General features: G+C 67.0%; 17 protein-coding genes. 10 read left to right on the top strand and 7 right to left on the bottom strand.

The window, feature by feature from the left end; translation table 11 throughout:
- Nucleotides 1-75: 75 nt before the first annotated feature.
- From AT700_RS16870 to AT700_RS16835, 8 genes are read left to right on the top strand one after another with little or no spacing between them, the layout of a single operon-like run.
- Nucleotides 76-216 (top strand): hypothetical protein, encoded by a 141-nt coding sequence (locus AT700_RS16870; RefSeq protein WP_003087614.1) that lies wholly within the window; start codon nucleotides 76-78, stop codon nucleotides 214-216.
- Nucleotides 217-233: 17 nt separating this feature from the next.
- The gene (gene tagH, locus AT700_RS16865) at nucleotides 234-1,427 is read left to right on the top strand and encodes a type VI secretion system-associated FHA domain protein TagH (RefSeq protein ID WP_010794017.1); all 1,194 of its coding nucleotides are present in this window, start codon (nucleotides 234-236) and stop codon (nucleotides 1,425-1,427) included.
- Between the two features lie 5 nt (nucleotides 1,428-1,432).
- Nucleotides 1,433-1,939 (top strand): type VI secretion system lipoprotein TssJ, encoded by a 507-nt coding sequence (gene tssJ, locus AT700_RS16860; RefSeq protein ID WP_003110438.1) that lies wholly within the window; start codon nucleotides 1,433-1,435, stop codon nucleotides 1,937-1,939.
- A complete protein-coding gene (gene tssK, locus AT700_RS16855; RefSeq protein ID WP_003097790.1) occupies nucleotides 1,936-3,267 on the top strand; it encodes a type VI secretion system baseplate subunit TssK in 1,332 nt (443 codons plus the stop codon). Before tssJ ends, tssK begins: the two co-directional genes overlap by 4 nt.
- Before the next feature lie 2 nt (nucleotides 3,268-3,269).
- Nucleotides 3,270-4,139 (top strand): type IVB secretion system protein IcmH/DotU, encoded by an 870-nt coding sequence (gene icmH, locus AT700_RS16850; protein WP_003087622.1) that lies wholly within the window; start codon nucleotides 3,270-3,272, stop codon nucleotides 4,137-4,139.
- Between the two features lie 15 nt (nucleotides 4,140-4,154).
- Nucleotides 4,155-7,682, top strand: coding sequence for a type VI secretion system membrane subunit TssM (gene tssM / locus AT700_RS16845; RefSeq protein WP_003122874.1), 3,528 nt, complete (start codon nucleotides 4,155-4,157; stop codon nucleotides 7,680-7,682).
- Nucleotides 7,682-8,410, top strand: a complete 729-nt coding sequence (locus tag AT700_RS16840; protein WP_003087627.1) for a PP2C family protein-serine/threonine phosphatase — start codon at nucleotides 7,682-7,684, stop codon at nucleotides 8,408-8,410. Before tssM ends, AT700_RS16840 begins: the two co-directional genes overlap by 1 nt.
- Entirely contained in the window at nucleotides 8,407-9,396 is a 990-nt protein-coding gene (locus AT700_RS16835) for a serine/threonine-protein kinase (RefSeq protein ID WP_003097784.1), read from the top strand. The genes AT700_RS16840 and AT700_RS16835 overlap by 4 nt, the downstream gene beginning before the upstream one ends.
- A 27-nt stretch (nucleotides 9,397-9,423) precedes the next feature.
- Here AT700_RS16835 and AT700_RS16830 read toward each other — a convergent pair whose 3' ends face one another.
- A complete protein-coding gene (locus AT700_RS16830) occupies nucleotides 9,424-9,804 on the bottom strand; it encodes a VOC family protein (RefSeq protein WP_003097780.1) in 381 nt (126 codons plus the stop codon).
- 245 nt (nucleotides 9,805-10,049) lie between these two features.
- Between AT700_RS16830 and AT700_RS16825 the strand changes: the two genes are divergently transcribed.
- Complete coding sequence (locus tag AT700_RS16825) at nucleotides 10,050-10,511, top strand: bacteriohemerythrin (protein WP_003087637.1); 462 nt, start codon at nucleotides 10,050-10,052, stop codon at nucleotides 10,509-10,511.
- A gap of 64 nt (nucleotides 10,512-10,575) precedes the next feature.
- Here the strand turns inward: AT700_RS16825 and folE are convergent, their stop codons facing one another.
- The 4 genes from folE to AT700_RS16805 form a co-directional block, all read right to left on the bottom strand.
- The gene (gene folE / locus AT700_RS16820) at nucleotides 10,576-11,121 is read right to left on the bottom strand and encodes a GTP cyclohydrolase I FolE (RefSeq protein ID WP_003087639.1); all 546 of its coding nucleotides are present in this window, start codon (nucleotides 11,119-11,121) and stop codon (nucleotides 10,576-10,578) included.
- Between the two features lie 77 nt (nucleotides 11,122-11,198).
- Nucleotides 11,199-11,756 carry a Smr/MutS family protein gene (locus tag AT700_RS16815; protein WP_003087642.1) on the bottom strand — a complete coding sequence of 186 codons (558 nt, stop codon included), beginning with the start codon at nucleotides 11,754-11,756 and terminating at the stop codon, nucleotides 11,199-11,201.
- A gap of 56 nt (nucleotides 11,757-11,812) precedes the next feature.
- Nucleotides 11,813-12,133 (bottom strand): hypothetical protein, encoded by a 321-nt coding sequence (locus tag AT700_RS16810; protein WP_003087644.1) that lies wholly within the window; start codon nucleotides 12,131-12,133, stop codon nucleotides 11,813-11,815.
- A gap of 172 nt (nucleotides 12,134-12,305) precedes the next feature.
- Nucleotides 12,306-12,902: a cysteine hydrolase family protein gene (locus AT700_RS16805; protein WP_003103179.1), complete on the bottom strand. Its 597-nt coding sequence runs from the start codon at nucleotides 12,900-12,902 to the stop codon at nucleotides 12,306-12,308.
- A 170-nt stretch (nucleotides 12,903-13,072) separates the two neighbouring features.
- Here AT700_RS16805 and prmB point away from each other — a divergent pair, with 170 nt between their 5' ends.
- Nucleotides 13,073-13,987, top strand: coding sequence for a 50S ribosomal protein L3 N(5)-glutamine methyltransferase (gene prmB, locus AT700_RS16800; RefSeq protein ID WP_003087648.1), 915 nt, complete (start codon nucleotides 13,073-13,075; stop codon nucleotides 13,985-13,987).
- A gap of 24 nt (nucleotides 13,988-14,011) precedes the next feature.
- On the opposite strand, the gene AT700_RS16795 is transcribed toward prmB, so the two are convergent.
- Nucleotides 14,012-14,791: a hypothetical protein gene (locus tag AT700_RS16795; RefSeq protein WP_003087649.1), complete on the bottom strand. Its 780-nt coding sequence runs from the start codon at nucleotides 14,789-14,791 to the stop codon at nucleotides 14,012-14,014.
- A gap of 77 nt (nucleotides 14,792-14,868) precedes the next feature.
- A complete protein-coding gene (locus tag AT700_RS16790) occupies nucleotides 14,869-15,852 on the bottom strand; it encodes an alpha/beta hydrolase (RefSeq protein WP_004349090.1) in 984 nt (327 codons plus the stop codon).
- Nucleotides 15,853-15,910: the final 58 nt, after the last annotated feature.

Here is a 15,910-nt window from a genome sequence, read left to right as displayed (position 1 = left end):
GATTTCCTTCCAACCAGCCCAGCCGGGCGCGCGCCTGGAGCGCGGCGTCCGCGGCCCTTCCATGGAGACTCCCTGATGCCTGTTCGTCACTGGCCCGCCGTGCTTCTGGCCCTGGCCGTCCTCTGCGGCCTCGCCGGTTGCAGCGGCAACTACAAATTCAACGACGGCGACTATCGCCCGCTTGGCGATCCGCAGGCGGTCAATCGCGGCAAGTGACCGCAAGGAGCGATCTCATGGAACTGGTATTGGAAATGCTCAGCGCCAAGCAATTCGTACCGACAGAGCTATGCAGCAAGACCTTCGGCAGGAACGGCGGCCTCATCGGCCGCGGCGGTGAGTGCGATTGGGCGATTCCCGATCGCAAGCGGCACCTGTCCAAGCAGCATGCGCGGGTCAGCTATCGCAACGGCGCGTTCTACCTGACCGACACCAGCAGCAACGGCATCCGCGCCGGCAACGGCAGCCGCCTGCCGCATGGCGAGCCGCAGCGCATCGAGCAGGACAGCGTCTTCCTGCTCGGCGACTTCGAGATCCGCGCGCGGTTGCTGCGCGAGCCCGACGAGCTCGCCATGGACGTCGGGCGGCCGCAGCCGGCGGGCAGCATCATTCCGGACGATGCCTTCCTGGCCCTCGATCCGTTGCAGGCGCTCGACCAGGACGGTGCAGATGCCTACGAACTCGACGACCTGAGCGCGATCGCCCAGCCCAGCCAGGAGGCCGGGGCGCGTGCGGACTACGCGCGGATCGACATGGAAAGCCTGGTCGTACCGGAGCTGGTGCCCGCCCCGGCGGCTCCGCAGGAACCCGTGGAAAGTCCGCGTCCGGGTCGCGACGAAGCCTTCTGGCAGCGTTTCGGCCAGGCCCTGGGAATGGACCTCGAAGGCCTCGACGGCGCTGCGCGCGAAGCGCTGGCGATCGACGCCGCCGGTTTGCTGCGGCAGTGCATCGGCGGCTTGCAGCAGAGCCTGCGGACCCGCAGCGAACTGAAGAACGAACTGCGCCTGTCGCTGAGCACGTTGCGCGATACCGGCAAGAATCCCTTGCGCTTCAGCGCCGATGCCGGCGAGGCGCTGGGGCATCTGCTACGGGATGGCAAGCCTGGCCAGTTGAGTGGCGAACAGGCCGTCGCACGCAGTTTCCGCGACCTCCAGGCGCACCAGGTGGCGCTGCTCGGCGCCAGCCGGGCGGCGGTGCGCGCGACCCTTGAGCATTTCTCGCCGCAGCAGCTGGCCCTGCGTTTCGAGCGCGACGGTCGCCGGCCGTTGCTGGCCACCTCGGGCAGCCGCTGGCGTGCCTATGGTCGCTACCACCAGTCGCTATGCCAGGACGACGATTGGAGCGAGCGTCTGTTGGCGCGTGATTTCGCCCAGGCCTACGAAGAGCAGGTTCGCCTGATTTCCACCCTCTACACCGAGCACCAAGGATGATCGCCATGTCTCGTCGCCCGATCCCGCCAGCCAGGGCGCTGGCCATGCTCGCCGTCCTGGCGCTGCTGGCCGGCTGTTCCACGCTGTCGCCGTATTCCAGACTGACCAAGCTCGACCTCGCCCTGAGCGCCGGCGAGCGGGTCAATCCCGACCTCAATGGCCGGCCGTCGCCGGTGGTAGTGCGGCTGTTCGAGCTGAAACACCCGGTGGCGTTCGAGAACGCCGACTTCTTCAGCCTCTACGAACGTCCCAAGGAGACCCTGGACCCCGACCTGGTGACCAGCGAGGAGCTGGAGCTGCGTCCCGGCGAGCGGGTCGAACTCAAGCTCAGCGTGGAGGAGGGGAGCCGCTACGTGGGCGTGCTCGCCGCCTACCGCGATCTCGGCGAGGCAAGCTGGCGCTACGTGGTGCCGGTCACGGCGAAAGAGCTGACCCGGGTAGAGCTGAAGCTGGGCCGGAAGGGCATCCTGAATGCCGGCGAATTGCTCGGCAAGGCGGGTGACGCGCGATGAACGTGCACAAGATCGTCTGGCAGGAAGGCATGCTGCTGCGCCCGCAGCACCTGCAACACAACGACCGCTACTACGACAACCAGATGAAGGCCCGGACCCAGTTGCTGGGCAGCTACAACTGGGGCTTCCTCGCCCTGGAGCTGGACCGCCAGTTCCTCAACATGGGCAAGCTGGTGATCAGCCAGGCCTCCGGCGTACTGCCCGACGGCAGTCTGTTCGAACTCGGCGGCAACACCGAGCCGCTCGCCCTCGACGTGCCGCCCAATACCTCGAACGTGCCGATCTACCTGGCCCTGCCGCTGGTCACCGGCAACCACATCGAGGCGCGCCGGCCGGAGCAGGCCGAGGTCCTGGCGCGCTATACCGCCTACGACCTGGAGGTGGCGGACTCCAACGCCGGCGAGGATTCCATGGTGCAGGTCAGCTGCGCGCGGCCGGATTTTCGCCTGCTGCTCGGCGAGCAGCAGAGCGACCAGGCCTACGTCAAACTGAAGGTGGCGGTGGTGCTGGATACCACGCCGGACGGGGTGATCAGCCTCGATCCCGACTTCGTGCCGAGCTACCTCCACGCCCACGCATCCGCCTACCTGCTGTCCTGCCTGAAGGAAGTGATCAGCATGCTCGGCCATCGCGGCGACACCATCGCCGAGCGTATCCGGTCCAATGGCAAGGTCGGCGGCGCGGAGGTCGGCGATTTCATGATGCTGCAACTGATCAATCGCACCGAGTTGCTGCTGCGCCACTACCTGGGATTGGAGCAGGTGCATCCGGAGCAGTTGTACCGGGTGCTGCTGACCATGCTCGGCGACCTCGCCACCTTCGGCAGCGAGAGCAAACGTCCGCGCCTGGACAGCCGTTACCAGCACAGCGACCAGGGCGCCAGCTTCCGCAGGCTGATGGAGGCGATCCGCCAGGTCCTGTCGATGGTGCTCGAGCAGCATGCCATCGAACTGCCTCTCCAGGCCCGCCAGTACGGCATCCTGGTCTCGCCCCTGCACGACCACAAGCTGCTCGGCAGCGCCTCGTTCGTGCTCGCCGCCAGTGCCAATTGCGAGTCGGAGGAACTGCGCCAGCGGCTGCCCGCGCATCTCAAGGTGGGTGCGGTCGAGCACATTCGCCAACTGGTCAACCTGCACCTGCCGGGGATCCGGGTCAAGCCGCTGCCGGTGGCGCCGCGGCAGATCCCGTTCCACTCCAACAAGACCTATTTCATTCTCGAACCCAACGCCGAGGACATGGCCCAGCTGGAGCGCTCCGGTGGTTTCGCGTTCCACGTATCCGGCGAGTTCTCCGAGCTTGAACTGAAATTCTGGGCCATCAGGAACTGAACATGATCAAGGAAAGGGAATACCACGAGGACGAGAAGACCGTCCTCCTCGATCACCAGGGACAGGTACCGGCCCAGGGGCCGCTGACCGATTTCGCCGAACCGCCGCGCTTCGAGCAACTCGAGGAGCGGATGATCTACGCGGCGCGCCTGCGTCCGGGCGAGGCCTTCAACGTCAGCCTGAACCCGCTGGTGGCGGCGGCTTCCGAACTGCTTTCGGAAGTGGTCCGGCTCAAGCACAGCACCGTGCTGGAGAACCTTGCGGCGCTCAAGGAGCGGTTGACCTCCGCCATGAAGCTCTTCGAATTCCGCGCCGTGCAGGATGGCGTGGAAAACAGCCAGGTCATGGCGGCGCGCTACGTGCTGTGCACGGTGGTCGACGAGGCGGTGGTGACCACCCCGTGGGGCAACGAAAGCGAATGGTCGAAGATCAGCCTGCTGAGCAGCTTCCATAACGAGACCTTCGGCGGCGAGAAGTTCTTCCAGTTGCTCGACCGGCTGTCGAAGAACCCGGTCAAGCACCTGCCGATGCTGGAGCTGATGTACCTCTGCCTGGCCCTCGGCTTCGAGGGCAAGTACCGGGTGATGGCCCGCGGCGTGCTCGACCTGGACGGTATTTCCGACGCGCTCTACCGGCAGATCCGCCAGTTGCGCGGCGACGTGCCGCGCGAACTGTCGCCGCACTGGCAGGGGCTCAGCGACCAGCGTCGCGGCCTGGTGCGGATCGTGCCCTGGTGGATGGTGGCGCTGTTCACCCTGGTCTGCCTGGTGGTGATGTATTCGGGATTCGCCTGGGTTCTCGGCGAACAACGCGACACGGTGCTGCAGCCTTACCAGTCGCTCGATGCGGCGGCAGGACAGCCCGGTTCGTAAACACAGGGACGCGAAATGAAAAACTTCTTCAAGAAAGTCGGCGCCTTCCTGCGCAAGACGTGGGTCTGGACGCTGTTGCTGGTACTCCTGGCGGCATTGCTGGTGTGGTTCGTCGGGCCGCTGCTGGCGGTCGCCGACTACAAGTTCTGGGAAAGCCCGACCTCGCGGTTGCTGAGCATCAGCCTGATGTTCCTGGTCTGGGGGCTGGCGATGGTCTTCGTCAGCTGGCGCGCCGGAGTGCGGCGCAAGGCCGTCGAGGACAGCGACGAGGGCCAGGAGCGCCTGCGCCGCGACGGTCTGATCGAAGACGAACAGAAGGAATTGCGCAGCCGCTTCAAGGACGCCTTGCGCACCCTGAAGACCTCCAGCCTGTACCGCGGTCGCAGCGAGCGCTGGCGCAACGAGCTGCCCTGGTACCTGCTGATCGGCCCGCAGGGAAGCGGCAAGACCAGCCTGCTGGACTTTTCCGGACTGGAATTCCCGATCAACCGGATCGACCGCAAGCTGACCCGCGACACCGCCGGCACGCGCTACTGCGACTGGTACTTCGCCGACCACGGCGTCCTGATCGACACCGCCGGGCGCTACCTGACCCAAGCCGACGGCGAGGTCGACGGGGGCGCCTGGGCGACCCTGCTCGGCCTGTTGCGCAAGCGCCGCCGCGCACGGCCGCTGAATGGCGTGATGGTGTCGATTCCGGTAGAAACGTTGCTCAGTGACGACGAGATGGCGCTGGATACGCTGGCTCGCCAGGTGCGTGCGCGCCTGCAGGAAATCCAGCAGACCCTGCACCTCGATCTGCCGGTCTACCTGGTGCTGAGCAAGGCCGACCAGTTGCTCGGCTTCGACGAGTTCTTCGACCAGTTGAGCCGCGAGGAGAGCGACCAGGTTCTGGGCACCAGCTTCGGCAAGGAGCAGAACGGCACCGATGTGACGGTCCTGCGCCAGGCGTTCGAGGACCTTCTGCGACGCCTGAACAGCCAGGTGATCATGCGCATCCACCAGGAGCGCGATACCCTGCGTCGCGGTCGCATCCTGGACTTCCCGCACCAGCTTGGCCAGATCGGCGAGCGGTTGTGCCTGTTCGTCGAACTCGCCTTCACCGGCAACCGCTACCAGCGCGCCAGCCGCCTGCGCGGCTTCTACCTGACCAGCGCGCCGCACCTGGCCCAGCAGCTGGACGAGGACACCGCCGGCATCGGCGCCAACCTGGGGATCGCCAGCGGCCTGCTGCCGACCCTGCGCAACGGGCGCTCGCGCTTCATCCATCACCTGCTGAGCCAGGTGATCTTCCCCGAGGCCAACCTGGCAGGTCTCGATCGCCGCGAACGCACGCGCATCCACTGGGGCCAGCGCGCCCTGTACGTCGGTTCGCTGGCGCTCCTTCTGCTATTCGGCCTGCTCTGGGCTGGCGGTTTCTCGGCCAACCACGAGCGCCTGGAGCGGGTCCGCGAGCTGGCGCAGCAATGGGCCCAGCAGCGCCAGGCGCTTGGCGAGCGCGACGACGCCATGGCGGCGCTGAAGACGCTGGATAGCAGCTATGCGGCGACCACCGTGTTTCCGCCCAAAGGGGAAGTCTCGCTGCACGAGCGCGCCGGGCTGTACCAGGGCAACGAGGTCAACCCGCCGCTGGCCGCTGCCTATCGCCGCGAGCTGGAGACGCAACTGCTGCCGCGCGTGGCGCGGATGCTCGAAGCGCAGATCCGCGGCAACATGCAGAATCGCGAACGCCTGCTCAACAGCCTGCGGGCCTACCTGATGCTGAATCTGCGCGAGCGCCGCGAGAACGGATGGCTCAAGGACTGGGTGGCTACCGACTGGTCGCAGCGCTATGCCGGCAACGGCACCGTGCAGAATGGCCTGAACACGCATTTCGCCCGTCTGCTCGAGCAACCGTTCAGCTATCCGCTGAACGAGACCCTGGTGGCCCAGGCACGCCAGGTGCTGCGCAGCGAGTCCCTGGCCAACGTGGTCTACCGGGTGCTGCGCGAACAGGCGCGAAGCCTGCCCGAGTATCGCTTCGGCCAGCACCTGGGGCCGCAGGCCGGTCTGTTCGTCGGCACCGACTACGTGATCCCGGGGTTCTACACCCAGCAGGGCTACCAGCAATACTTCGTGGTCCAGGGCGCCAGCCTGGTCAACGACATCCTTCGCGACAACTGGGTCCTGGGCGAGGGCAGCGGGATCAGTGACATGGACCTGCGGCGCCTGATGGTCGAACTCGAGCAGCTGTATTTCCGCGACTACGCGAACTTCTGGAGCGAGGCGGTCGGACGCCTGGGCCTGCTGCCGTTCAACGATGCCGGCGAGGGCGCCGACCAGGTTTCCGGGCTGCTCGCCGCCAACTCGCCGATCCTCCAGTTGTTGCTGGAGGTCCGTGAGAACACCCGTTTCCCGGTCCTGGCGGAGAGCGCCGAGGCGCTGGCAGAGGCCAGCGACAAGGCCGCGGAAAAGGGCGGCAAGCTGGGCAAGGCGGCCGCCGCGGCGGCCGGCAAGGCCAGGGACGCGTTGGCGAAGAACCTGCCGGATACCGCGAAGAAGTCCCTGCAACGCCGCTTCGAGCCCCTGCATCGCCTGCTCGACGATAACAACGGCCCGGCGGCCGACCTCACCCCGCTGTTGCAGGCGCTCAACGAGTTGCAGTTGCAACTCGCCGGACTGGCGCGCGCCAGCCAGCCGGAGCAGGCGGCTTTCGACATGGCGAAGAGCCGCATGGGTGGCCAGCGCGATGCCCTGAGCAACCTGCGCAACGCCTCCGCGCGACTGCCGCGACCGCTCGGCGGATGGTTCAGCGTGCTGGCCGAAGACGCCTGGCGGCTGGTCCTCGGCGATGCCTACCTGTACCTCAACCAGCGCTACCAGAGCGAGCTGTACGGTTTCTACAGCAAGGCGATCAACAAGCGCTACCCGTTCAACGCGCACAGCGCCAGCGATGTCGCGGTCAGCGATTTCCGCGAGTTCTTCAAGGCGCAGGGCGTCGCCGAACGCTTCTTCGAAACCTACATGCGGCCCTTCGTCAGCGGCGACCCGGGCAGTTACCGCCTGCGCAGCGTGGACGGTTACAGCCTGCCGATGTCCAAGGTCTATCTCGACCAGATGGGCACGGCCCAGGTGATCCGCCAGAGCTTCTTCGCCGAGAACCCGGCCGAGCCACAGGTGCGCTTCCGCCTGGAGCCCTATACCCTCGATCCTGGCGTCAGCCGCGCCGAGTTCCGTTTCGACGGTCAGTCCATGGAGTACCGCCACGGCCCGATCGTGCCGATGTCGTTCAAGTGGCCCAGCGACGCCGACGGCGGCCGCACCAGCCTGGTGCTGGAGAAGATGGCCGGACGACCGGTGGGAATCGAACGCAATACCGGGCCCTGGTCGCTGTTCAGGCTGTTCGACCTGATGCAGACCGAGTACCTCAGCGGGCGTGACGTGATGGTGCTCAAGGCCGACCTGGGCGGCCTGCGCGCCAACTACCTGCTGCTCGCCCAGCGCACGCCGAATCCGTTCGATCTCGCGGTCCTGCGCAGCTTCCGCATGCCGGTGCAGCTCTGATGCAACGCACCGAGCCCTGGCGCAGCGCGGCGCGCACGGATCGCGGCAAGGTCCGCGCGCGCAACGAGGATGCCTTCCTGGACTGCCCGGATCGCGGGCTCTGGGCGGTCGCCGATGGCATGGGCGGGCACCAGGCCGGCGACCTGGCCAGCCGGATGATCGTCACCAGCCTGGCGGAACTGCCGGCCCGGGCGGGATTCGACGAGCGCCTGAACGCGATGCGCCAGTGCCTGCACTGGCTCAACCGGCGCCTGGGCGAGGAACTCACCCTCAGCGCCGAACGCGGCGACAGGATCATCGGCAGTACGGTGGTGGCGCTGGTCGTGGAGGGGTCGCGGGCGGCCTGCGTGTGGGTCGGCGACAGCCGCTGCTACCTGTGGCGCGGCCAGCGGCTGTACCAGCTGTCCCGCGACCACTCGCTGTTGCAGCGACTGGTCGACGAACGGCGGATGGATATCGAGCAGGCCCGCGCCTATCCCTCGGCGCGCGCGCTGACCCGTGCCGTCGGCGCCAGCGAACAACTGGTGCTGGACGTGTTGGAACTGGAGGTGCATCCCGGGGATGTCTTCCTGCTCTGCAGCGACGGGCTCTACGAAGAGCTGAGCGCCGATGCGCTGGGTCGCGCGTTGAGCCTGGCATCGCCGCAGGTGGCGGTGGAGCGGCTGTTCGACGGTGCCCTGAGCGGCGCCGCACGGGACAACCTGACGGCCGTGGTGATCCGCCAATGAACGAACCGCTGTCGTCGCTGGAGCTGCTGCCGGAGGAGGAGGGCGGCGCGAACCTGACCTATTTCGCCTTCGCCGCCCCGACCGCCTCGGCGCCGGACCTGCCGGCGGTGTTGCCCGGTCCGCTGCCGGACGTTCTTTCCGGGCGCTACCGTCTGGAGCGGATGCTCGGCGCCGGCGGCATGGGGACGGTCTACCGTGCCCGGGACCTGCTCCATGAGCAGTTCGGCGACCCGGCGCCGCTGGTAGCGCTGAAGCTGCTCAACGAGTCGGTCGCCGAGTCACCCGACGCCAGCGCCTTGCTCTATAGCGAGTTCGCCCTGACCCGGCGCTTGCGCCATCCGAACGTCGTGCGTCTGTTCACCTTCGACGTCGACACCGCATGCCAGCGCGCCTACATCGTCATGGAACTCATGCCTGGCCTGCCGCTCGACCGCCTGCTCTGCGAGCGTCCCGAAGGCCTGCCCTGGTCCGAGCTGAGCGCGATCGCCCGGCCGTTGCTGGATGTTCTGGCCTACGTCCACGAACAAGGAGTACTGCATGGCGACCTGAAGCCGAGCAACGTGATGCTCGGCGAAGAGGGCGTGCGGCTCTTCGACTTCGGCCTCGGCCAGGCGCAGGCAGGCATCCTGGATGGCCTGCCGCAGCTCAGCCGGGGCCGCATCGACGCCTGGACTCCGGGCTACGCCGCTCCCGAACTGCTCGAGGGCGCGCCATTGTCGCCGGCGGCCGACCTGTATGCGCTGGCCTGCGTCCTCTACGAACTGGCCGACGGTCGCCATCCGTTCCGCCGCCTGCCCTCGAACCAGGCCCGGGAGCAGGGGCTGGAGCGCCAGCTGCGCGCGCCCGGACACCTGCCTCGGCGCTGCTGGCCGGCGCTGCGTACCGCCCTGAGCCTCGACCCCGAACGGCGCTGCATCGGCGTCCGCGAATTGCAGGAAGCGCTGGGCGCGCGGCGTTCCTGGCTGGCCGGCGTTCTTGCCCGTTGAGCCGGCGGCGCTCGGTTTGCAGGACCTCTACGGCCGCTCTCCGCAAGCGCTCTGCAGGGCGATACGATTGCCTTCGCTGTCCCTGATCTCGGCGATGAACACGCCGTCGCCAAGCGGCGTCTTCGGGAAGAGGATTTCGCTGCCTTCGCCGAGGGCCCGGGCAATGACGGCATCCAGGTCCGCGACATTCAGGTAGATGATCGCCCCATGTAGCGTAGGCACGTAGACGTCGCCCTCGGCGAGTGCGCCGCTGGCACCGTCACGGCCTTCCTCGAAGGGGAAATGCGCCATTCTGCTTCCGTGCAGGGTGGCTACCTCGCCGAACGCCACTCCGAACACCGAGGCGTAGAAACGCATCGCCCTCCCCAGGTCGGACACCGGTATTTCCACGTGCGCGATCAGGTTCATTTCCTTCCTGTCCTGTCGGGACCACTGGTGACGCCGCTTTCCGGCGACGATGGCGGATGTTCAGCCGCGCGAAACCGAGCGGATCGAGCGGGCATGCCGCCGCGAGGGGGGCGAATGAATTCATGCGAAATTCATTAACATCTTGTCCCGCTTGACCGGCGTCAATACCCGTACTGCGTCACAAAAATACCCTGGCCCCAGGCCGTTCGGAAAGGCCGTTCGCTGTTCGCTTGGGGGAAGTCATCATGGCGCATCTGGTCTGGCAGGATGACCTGAATACCGGTATTCAGGTCATCGACAATCAACACAAACGCATCGTCGAGATGATCAATCACCTGCACGACGCCCAGCAAGGCAAGGAACACGCGGCGATCGCCGAGGTGATCGAGGAGCTGGTGGACTACACGCTGTCGCACTTCGCCTTCGAGGAAACCCTGATGGAGGATGCCGGCTACCAGTTTTCCCGGGCGCACAAGAAGATCCACGAGCTGTTCATCCGCCGGGTCTCCGAATACCGGGTGCGCTTCCAGGCCGGCGAGGATGTCGGCGATGAACTCAAGGGCTTGCTCTCGCGCTGGCTGTTCAACCACATCCGCAACGACGACGCCGGATATGTGGATGCGGTACGCCACAGCATGTCCGAACTGGTCAAGGACAAGAGCGAGGGCGGTTGGTTGTCGCGCTCGATGAAGCGCTTCTTCGGCTGATCGCCGGGGAAGGAAACGCAAAACCGGCCCAGTGGGGCCGGTTCTTTCGCCAGCGGACCTGGCCTCAGCGGATCAGGCTGAGGAATTCGCTGCGGGTGGCGGCGTTGTCGCGGAATTCGCCGAGCATCACCGAAGTGACCATGGACGAGTTCTGCTTTTCCACGCCGCGCATCATCATGCACATGTGCTGGGCCTGGATCACCACCGCGACGCCGAGGGCGCCGGTGACCTGCTGGACCGCCTCGGCGATCTGCCGGCTCATGTTCTCCTGGATCTGCAGGCGGCGGGCGTACATGTCGACGATCCGCGCGACCTTCGACAGGCCGAGCACCTTGCCGTTCGGGATATAGGCCACGTGGGCCTTGCCGATGAAGGGCAGCAGGTGGTGCTCGCAGAGCGAGTACAGCTCGATGTCCTTGACCAATACCATTTCGCTGTTGTCGGAGCTGAACAGGGCACCGTTGACGACTTCTTCCAGGCTCTGTTGGTAGCCGCGGCACAGGTACTTCATGGCCTTGGCGGCACGCTTGGGCGTGTCCAGCAGACCTTCGCGGTTAACGTCCTCGCCGAGCTGGGTGAGGATCGAGGAGTAGTGTTGTTCCAGGGACATGGGCGTTCCAGTCAGACGATTACCAGCGCGGAGGGTAGGACGTCGCCGGGCCGCTGGCAAGACTCGGCGCTTGCCGGCTACTCGTCGCGGCCTTCGAGCATGGTCCTGCGCAGCATCACGTAGACCGAGCCGGTGCCGCCGTGGCGTGGCAGGCAGGAGGTGAAACCGAGCACCTGCGGGTGCTGGCGCAACCAGGTATTGACGTGGCTTTTCACCAGCGGGCTGCGTCCGTCCTTGCGCGCGGCCTTGCCATGGGTCACGCGCACGCAGCGGATTTCCAGGCGGGTGGCCTCGGCAAGGAAGTCCCATAGCGTCTGCCGGGCCTTCTCCACGCTCATGCCGTGCAGGTCGAGGCTACCGTCGAAGGGCACCAGGCCCTGCTTGAGCTTGCGCAACTGGCTTTCCTGGACGCCGTCGCGGGCCCAGGACAGCTCGTCCTCGGGGCCGACGTCGATGACGAACTGGTCGGACAGGCCATCGACGCGGATTTCGTCGTTGCGCACGCTGGCATTGAGCTGGCGCTGCTTGAGTTGCTGGCGGTCGTTGCGAGGTTTGCCGGTATCGGCTCGATCGACCGAGATGCGCTTGACGCCGCGCATCTCGCTCTTGAACAGGGAAAAGTCGTCGTCTTGCATGGGAGCCTCCGCGAAGCGGCGCAGTTTACCGGATCGGCCGGACGCCGGCAGCCCGCTCAGTCGCGCTTTTTCATCAGGTTCGGCGACAGGCTCAGGTCGCTGTTGCGGCGGCTGCGGCGGCGGCTGAAACGCCAGAAGAACACGCCGAGGCAGAGCGACAGCAGGCCAAGGGCCAGCAAGACGCCGCCAGCGGCGGGTTCGATATGCAGCATGCCGACAGCCGGCTGGCGGCCGATCAAGGCCGAGGTGCCGGCCAGCGACAGCAGCACGCCCAGGCTCGCCACCAGGGCCGCGAACGCCGCCGCCAGGCGCCAGCGCCAGACTCTCGGCCGGCGCGGGCGCAGCCGGCGCGCATCGAAACTATCGGACAACTTCATCCCGACTTCCTCGTGTGTCATCGGGGCTAGGACCGGAACCTTCCGGCCGGGTTCCCGGATTCCCGGGAGCCGTGGGCAAACCGTGCGCCACTCGTCTTCTCGCCGCAAGCCATGGCCCTGCAGGCAGACTAGTCCTCCGCAGGGCGGGACGGGAGGGCGGCTGGATGGGCGGTCAGAGAAGTTCCCGGGCCTGGGCGACGATCGCCGCGAAGTTGTCGCCGAGGGCGGCGATCTCGGCGCGTTGCAGGTCCGCGGCGCTCAGGACCCCGCCGTTCAGGGTGGGTATGTCGCGGGTGGCGCAGGCGCTATCGGCGAGGGTGCAGCGGTAGCCGTAGTCCTTGGCCGCGCGCACGGTGGTGCTGACGCTGGAATGGGTCATGAAGCCGCAGACGATCAGGTCGAGACGGCCGTGGTTCTGCAGCAGGTCGTGCAGCTCGGTGCCGGAGAAGGCATTGGGCAGGCGTTTCTCCACGACCTTTTCCCCGGCTTCCGGTTGCAGTTCCGGGAGGAACTGGCCGCGCGGCCCTTGCGGATCGAACAGGCCGCCCTGGATACCCAGGTGGCGTACATGCACGATGGGCGTACCGCTGGCGCGGGCCGCCTGCACCAGCACGCCGATCTCCGCGGCGGCGGCGTCGAGGCCTGGCAGGCGCAGGGCGCCGCTGCGGTACTCTTCCTGGGCATCGATGATCAGCAAGGTGCTCTGCCGAAGGGGGGCTGGCGGGTAGCCGCGTCCGCTGATCTGCAAAAGGGTGAGCGGATGAGGCATGTCACTACTCCTGAGAAGGCACATGCCTTTCATTCTGGCCCCTATCGGCGAGCCTGTGAACCTTTGCCGCATGCGCACTAAAGTGGTATGGACTTCCCGCGCTGGAGGCCAGCTCCGGCGCGATCGGCTAGAATGTCGCCCTTTTGTGCGTTGCGAGGAGCAATTCCGTCATGTCCGAGTCCCGTCTGCTCACCCTGCGTGACTATATCCGCTGGGCTGTCAGCCGTTTCCACGCCGCCGGCCTGTTCTTCGGTCACGGCACCGACAATGCCTGGGACGAGGCGCGCCACCTGGTTCTGGGCTCCCTGCACCTTCCCTGGGAAATTTCTGACAGCTACCTGGATTGTCGCCTGGAAGACGATGAACGCGCCGAGTTGGCGGAGATCCTCCGGCGGCGCATCGAGGAACGGATTCCGGCGGCCTACCTGCTGGGCGAAGCCTGGTTCTGCGGGATTCCCTTCAGCGTCGACGAACGCGTGCTGGTGCCGCGCTCGCCTATCGCCGAACTTATCGAACAGCGCTTCGCGCCCTGGCTGCCGGCCGAGCCGGCGCGAATCCTCGACCTCTGCACCGGTTCCGGCTGCATCGGCATCGCCTGCGCCTATGCGTTCGAGCAGGCGGAGGTGGTGCTCGCCGACCTGTCCTTCGATGCGCTGGAGGTGGCCAACGTCAATATCGAGCGCCACGACCTCGGCGAGCGGGTCTACACCGTCCAGGGCGACGGTTTCGCCGGGCTTCCCGGCCAGCGCTTCGACCTGATCGTGTCCAATCCGCCCTACGTGGATGCCGAGGATTTCGCCGACATGCCGGCGGAGTTCCATCATGAGCCTGAACTCGGCCTGGCCTGCGGCGACGACGGCCTGGACCTGGTGCGACGGATGCTCGCCGAGGCGGCCGACCACCTCAGCGAGAAAGGCCTGCTGATCGTCGAGGTGGGCAACAGCGAGGTCCATGTGCAGGCGCTGTATCCGGAAGTGGACTTCACCTGGCTGGAGTTCGAGCACGGCGGCCACGGGGTGTTCATGCTGTCCGCCGCGCAGTGCCGCGAGCACCGGGAACTGTTCCGTTCGCGCTTGGAAAAGTGATCGGAGGCGGCTGGTGCCGCCGGTTCAGTGAGTGGCGATCCAGATCAGCAGGCCGGCCTGGAACACCGCGAAGGCGGTCAGGCAGGCGATGGTGAAGCGCAGGCTGGTGTCGTCGCGGCGGTAGTGGTTGATGCGCTGTTCCAGTTGGCGGATCTCCGCATCCTGGGCCTGCAGGGTCTGCTCGGCCTGTTCCAGCATCGCCGCGGCGTCCAGCAGCGGCACGATCTGCACCTTGTCCTTGTGCCAATCGCTGTGCAGCTCACTGACCCGGCCGGCGCTGTAGCGGGCCTTGAGCAACCGCTGGTCCTCATAGCTGACGTCGAAGCCCTGGGCGCGGATGAAATGGTCGCGGCGCAGGCGTGCGTCTTCGGTCAGGCCATCCTTCAGCGCCAGTGCGCCGCCTTCCACCTTGTAGTGGGCCCAGCGTCGTTGCGCCCAGGCGATCGCCTGGGCCAGCAGGAAACGGCCCAGCCCGCGGTTCAAGGGTTCCAGGCTGAGCCCGGCGTCCGAACCGAAACGCACTTCCTTGTTGCGATGATCGGCCCAGACCTCCAGCAGGTTCTGCTCCTTGCGCAGCATCAGGCCTGGCACCTGGATGCTCAGGCGCAGCAGGCTCTGGTCCGCGCTGTGCCGTTCGACCCTGCCGAGCTGGACGAAGCGCAGGGGGCGGGCGCCGGTCGCGCGGTCGGTGGGCAGTGGCGCCAGGCGGAGCAGGCGGAAATGCTCCGGCGCCAGTTCGGCCCAGGGGTGCGGCGGTTTCTTCTCGGCTTCTTCTGCGGCCGGTTGGGTATCGCTATCGATCATCGGACATCCTCTGGCCGGCCGCCTTCACGGGCCGGCTTTCAGAACTTGTCGGCGCGGGAAGCGATTTCTGTAGCGGCTCAGCGGCCTTTTTCCGCCTCTGCGCCGCGCAGGATGAAGCGGCTGACCGCCTCGACCAGTTGCCGGGCCAGCGGCAGGTTCGGGTCGTTGTAGGCGGAAAGCTGCTGGAGACCGGTGCTCGGGGCGATCCGCAGGATGTGGTTCATGCCGTCGATGAGCACCAGTTGCGAGTCGGGCTTGGCTCGCTGGAGCGCCTCGGCGTCGGCGACGCCGACCTGGATGTCATTGCGGCCCTGGACGATCAGGGTCGGGATGCGCAGGCGGCCGAACGCGCGGGCCGGGTCTTCGCGGAACAGCGAGATCAGGTACGGCTGCACGCTGGGGCGGAGCAGGTTGGCGAGCGCCGGCGGGATATCGCCGCGGGTCTCGCCGGCCTTCAGCGAAGCCAGCACCGAGTCGGCCTGGCGCAGTTGCGCCGGCGGCAGGCGACCGCGCAGTTGCTCGCGCAACACCCGGTCGATGGGTTGGCCGCTGCCGGCGATGGCGATCAATTCCTCGGCCGGCGTGCGAGGCGCCGCCAGGCTGGCGATCAGCGCGCCTTCGCTATGGCCGACCAGGATCAGCCGGGAGAAGCGCGGGTCGCGGGCCAGCCGCTCGCTCCAGGCGACCACGTCGTCGACATAGACGCCGACGCTGAGGTCTTCCTCGCGCGGCGCCGCCGCCAGGCTGCGGGCGACTCCCCGCTTGTCGTAGCGCACGCTGGCGATTCCGCGTTCGGCCAGGGCCTCGGCGAGACGCAACAGGTAGCGGTTGTTGCCGCCGAAGGGGTTGTTGCCGTCGCGATCGGTGGGACCGGAGCCGGCGACCAGCAGGACCACCGGCGGCGGCACGGCGCTGCGCGGCAGCAGCAAGGAGCCGCGCAGCACGCCGTGCCCGGTGTCCAGGTCGTAGGGGCGGTGCAGGATGCTGTTGGGAGCGGCGTGGGCCAGGCTGGCGAGCAGGCAGAACAGGGCGAGGAGGGCGCGCGGCATGGAGGTCTTCATGGGCCGATGATAGCGCTTTGATCGCGTCCTCCGGGGAAGGTTCGCAGGCCCGTCCTTG

It is taken from the genome of Pseudomonas aeruginosa (genome assembly GCF_001457615.1).
Lineage (GTDB): Bacteria > Pseudomonadota > Gammaproteobacteria > Pseudomonadales > Pseudomonadaceae > Pseudomonas > Pseudomonas aeruginosa.
The sequence above is the reverse complement of the archived record's forward strand: the minus strand, read 5'-3'. Positions and strand labels throughout refer to the sequence as shown.

Coding starts and splice junctions, on each gene's coding strand:
- AT700_RS16840 (WP_003087627.1), top strand. CDS start 7,682: ATGCAACGCACCGAGCCCTGGCGCAGCGCGGCGCGCACGGATCGCGGC.
- AT700_RS16810 (WP_003087644.1), bottom strand. CDS start 12,133: ATGAAGTTGTCCGATAGTTTCGATGCGCGCCGGCTGCGCCCGCGCCGG.
- tssK (WP_003097790.1), top strand. CDS start 1,936: ATGAACGTGCACAAGATCGTCTGGCAGGAAGGCATGCTGCTGCGCCCG.
- AT700_RS16795 (WP_003087649.1), bottom strand. CDS start 14,791: ATGATCGATAGCGATACCCAACCGGCCGCAGAAGAAGCCGAGAAGAAA.
- AT700_RS16835 (WP_003097784.1), top strand. CDS start 8,407: ATGAACGAACCGCTGTCGTCGCTGGAGCTGCTGCCGGAGGAGGAGGGC.
- AT700_RS16870 (WP_003087614.1), top strand. CDS start 76: ATGCCTGTTCGTCACTGGCCCGCCGTGCTTCTGGCCCTGGCCGTCCTC.
- tssJ (WP_003110438.1), top strand. CDS start 1,433: ATGTCTCGTCGCCCGATCCCGCCAGCCAGGGCGCTGGCCATGCTCGCC.
- folE (WP_003087639.1), bottom strand. CDS start 11,121: ATGTCCCTGGAACAACACTACTCCTCGATCCTCACCCAGCTCGGCGAG.
- tagH (WP_010794017.1), top strand. CDS start 234: ATGGAACTGGTATTGGAAATGCTCAGCGCCAAGCAATTCGTACCGACA.
- icmH (WP_003087622.1), top strand. CDS start 3,270: ATGATCAAGGAAAGGGAATACCACGAGGACGAGAAGACCGTCCTCCTC.
- AT700_RS16830 (WP_003097780.1), bottom strand. CDS start 9,804: ATGAACCTGATCGCGCACGTGGAAATACCGGTGTCCGACCTGGGGAGG.
- AT700_RS16790 (WP_004349090.1), bottom strand. CDS start 15,852: ATGAAGACCTCCATGCCGCGCGCCCTCCTCGCCCTGTTCTGCCTGCTC.
- AT700_RS16815 (WP_003087642.1), bottom strand. CDS start 11,756: ATGCAAGACGACGACTTTTCCCTGTTCAAGAGCGAGATGCGCGGCGTC.
- AT700_RS16825 (WP_003087637.1), top strand. CDS start 10,050: ATGGCGCATCTGGTCTGGCAGGATGACCTGAATACCGGTATTCAGGTC.
- tssM (WP_003122874.1), top strand. CDS start 4,155: ATGAAAAACTTCTTCAAGAAAGTCGGCGCCTTCCTGCGCAAGACGTGG.
- prmB (WP_003087648.1), top strand. CDS start 13,073: ATGTCCGAGTCCCGTCTGCTCACCCTGCGTGACTATATCCGCTGGGCT.
- AT700_RS16805 (WP_003103179.1), bottom strand. CDS start 12,902: ATGCCTCATCCGCTCACCCTTTTGCAGATCAGCGGACGCGGCTACCCG.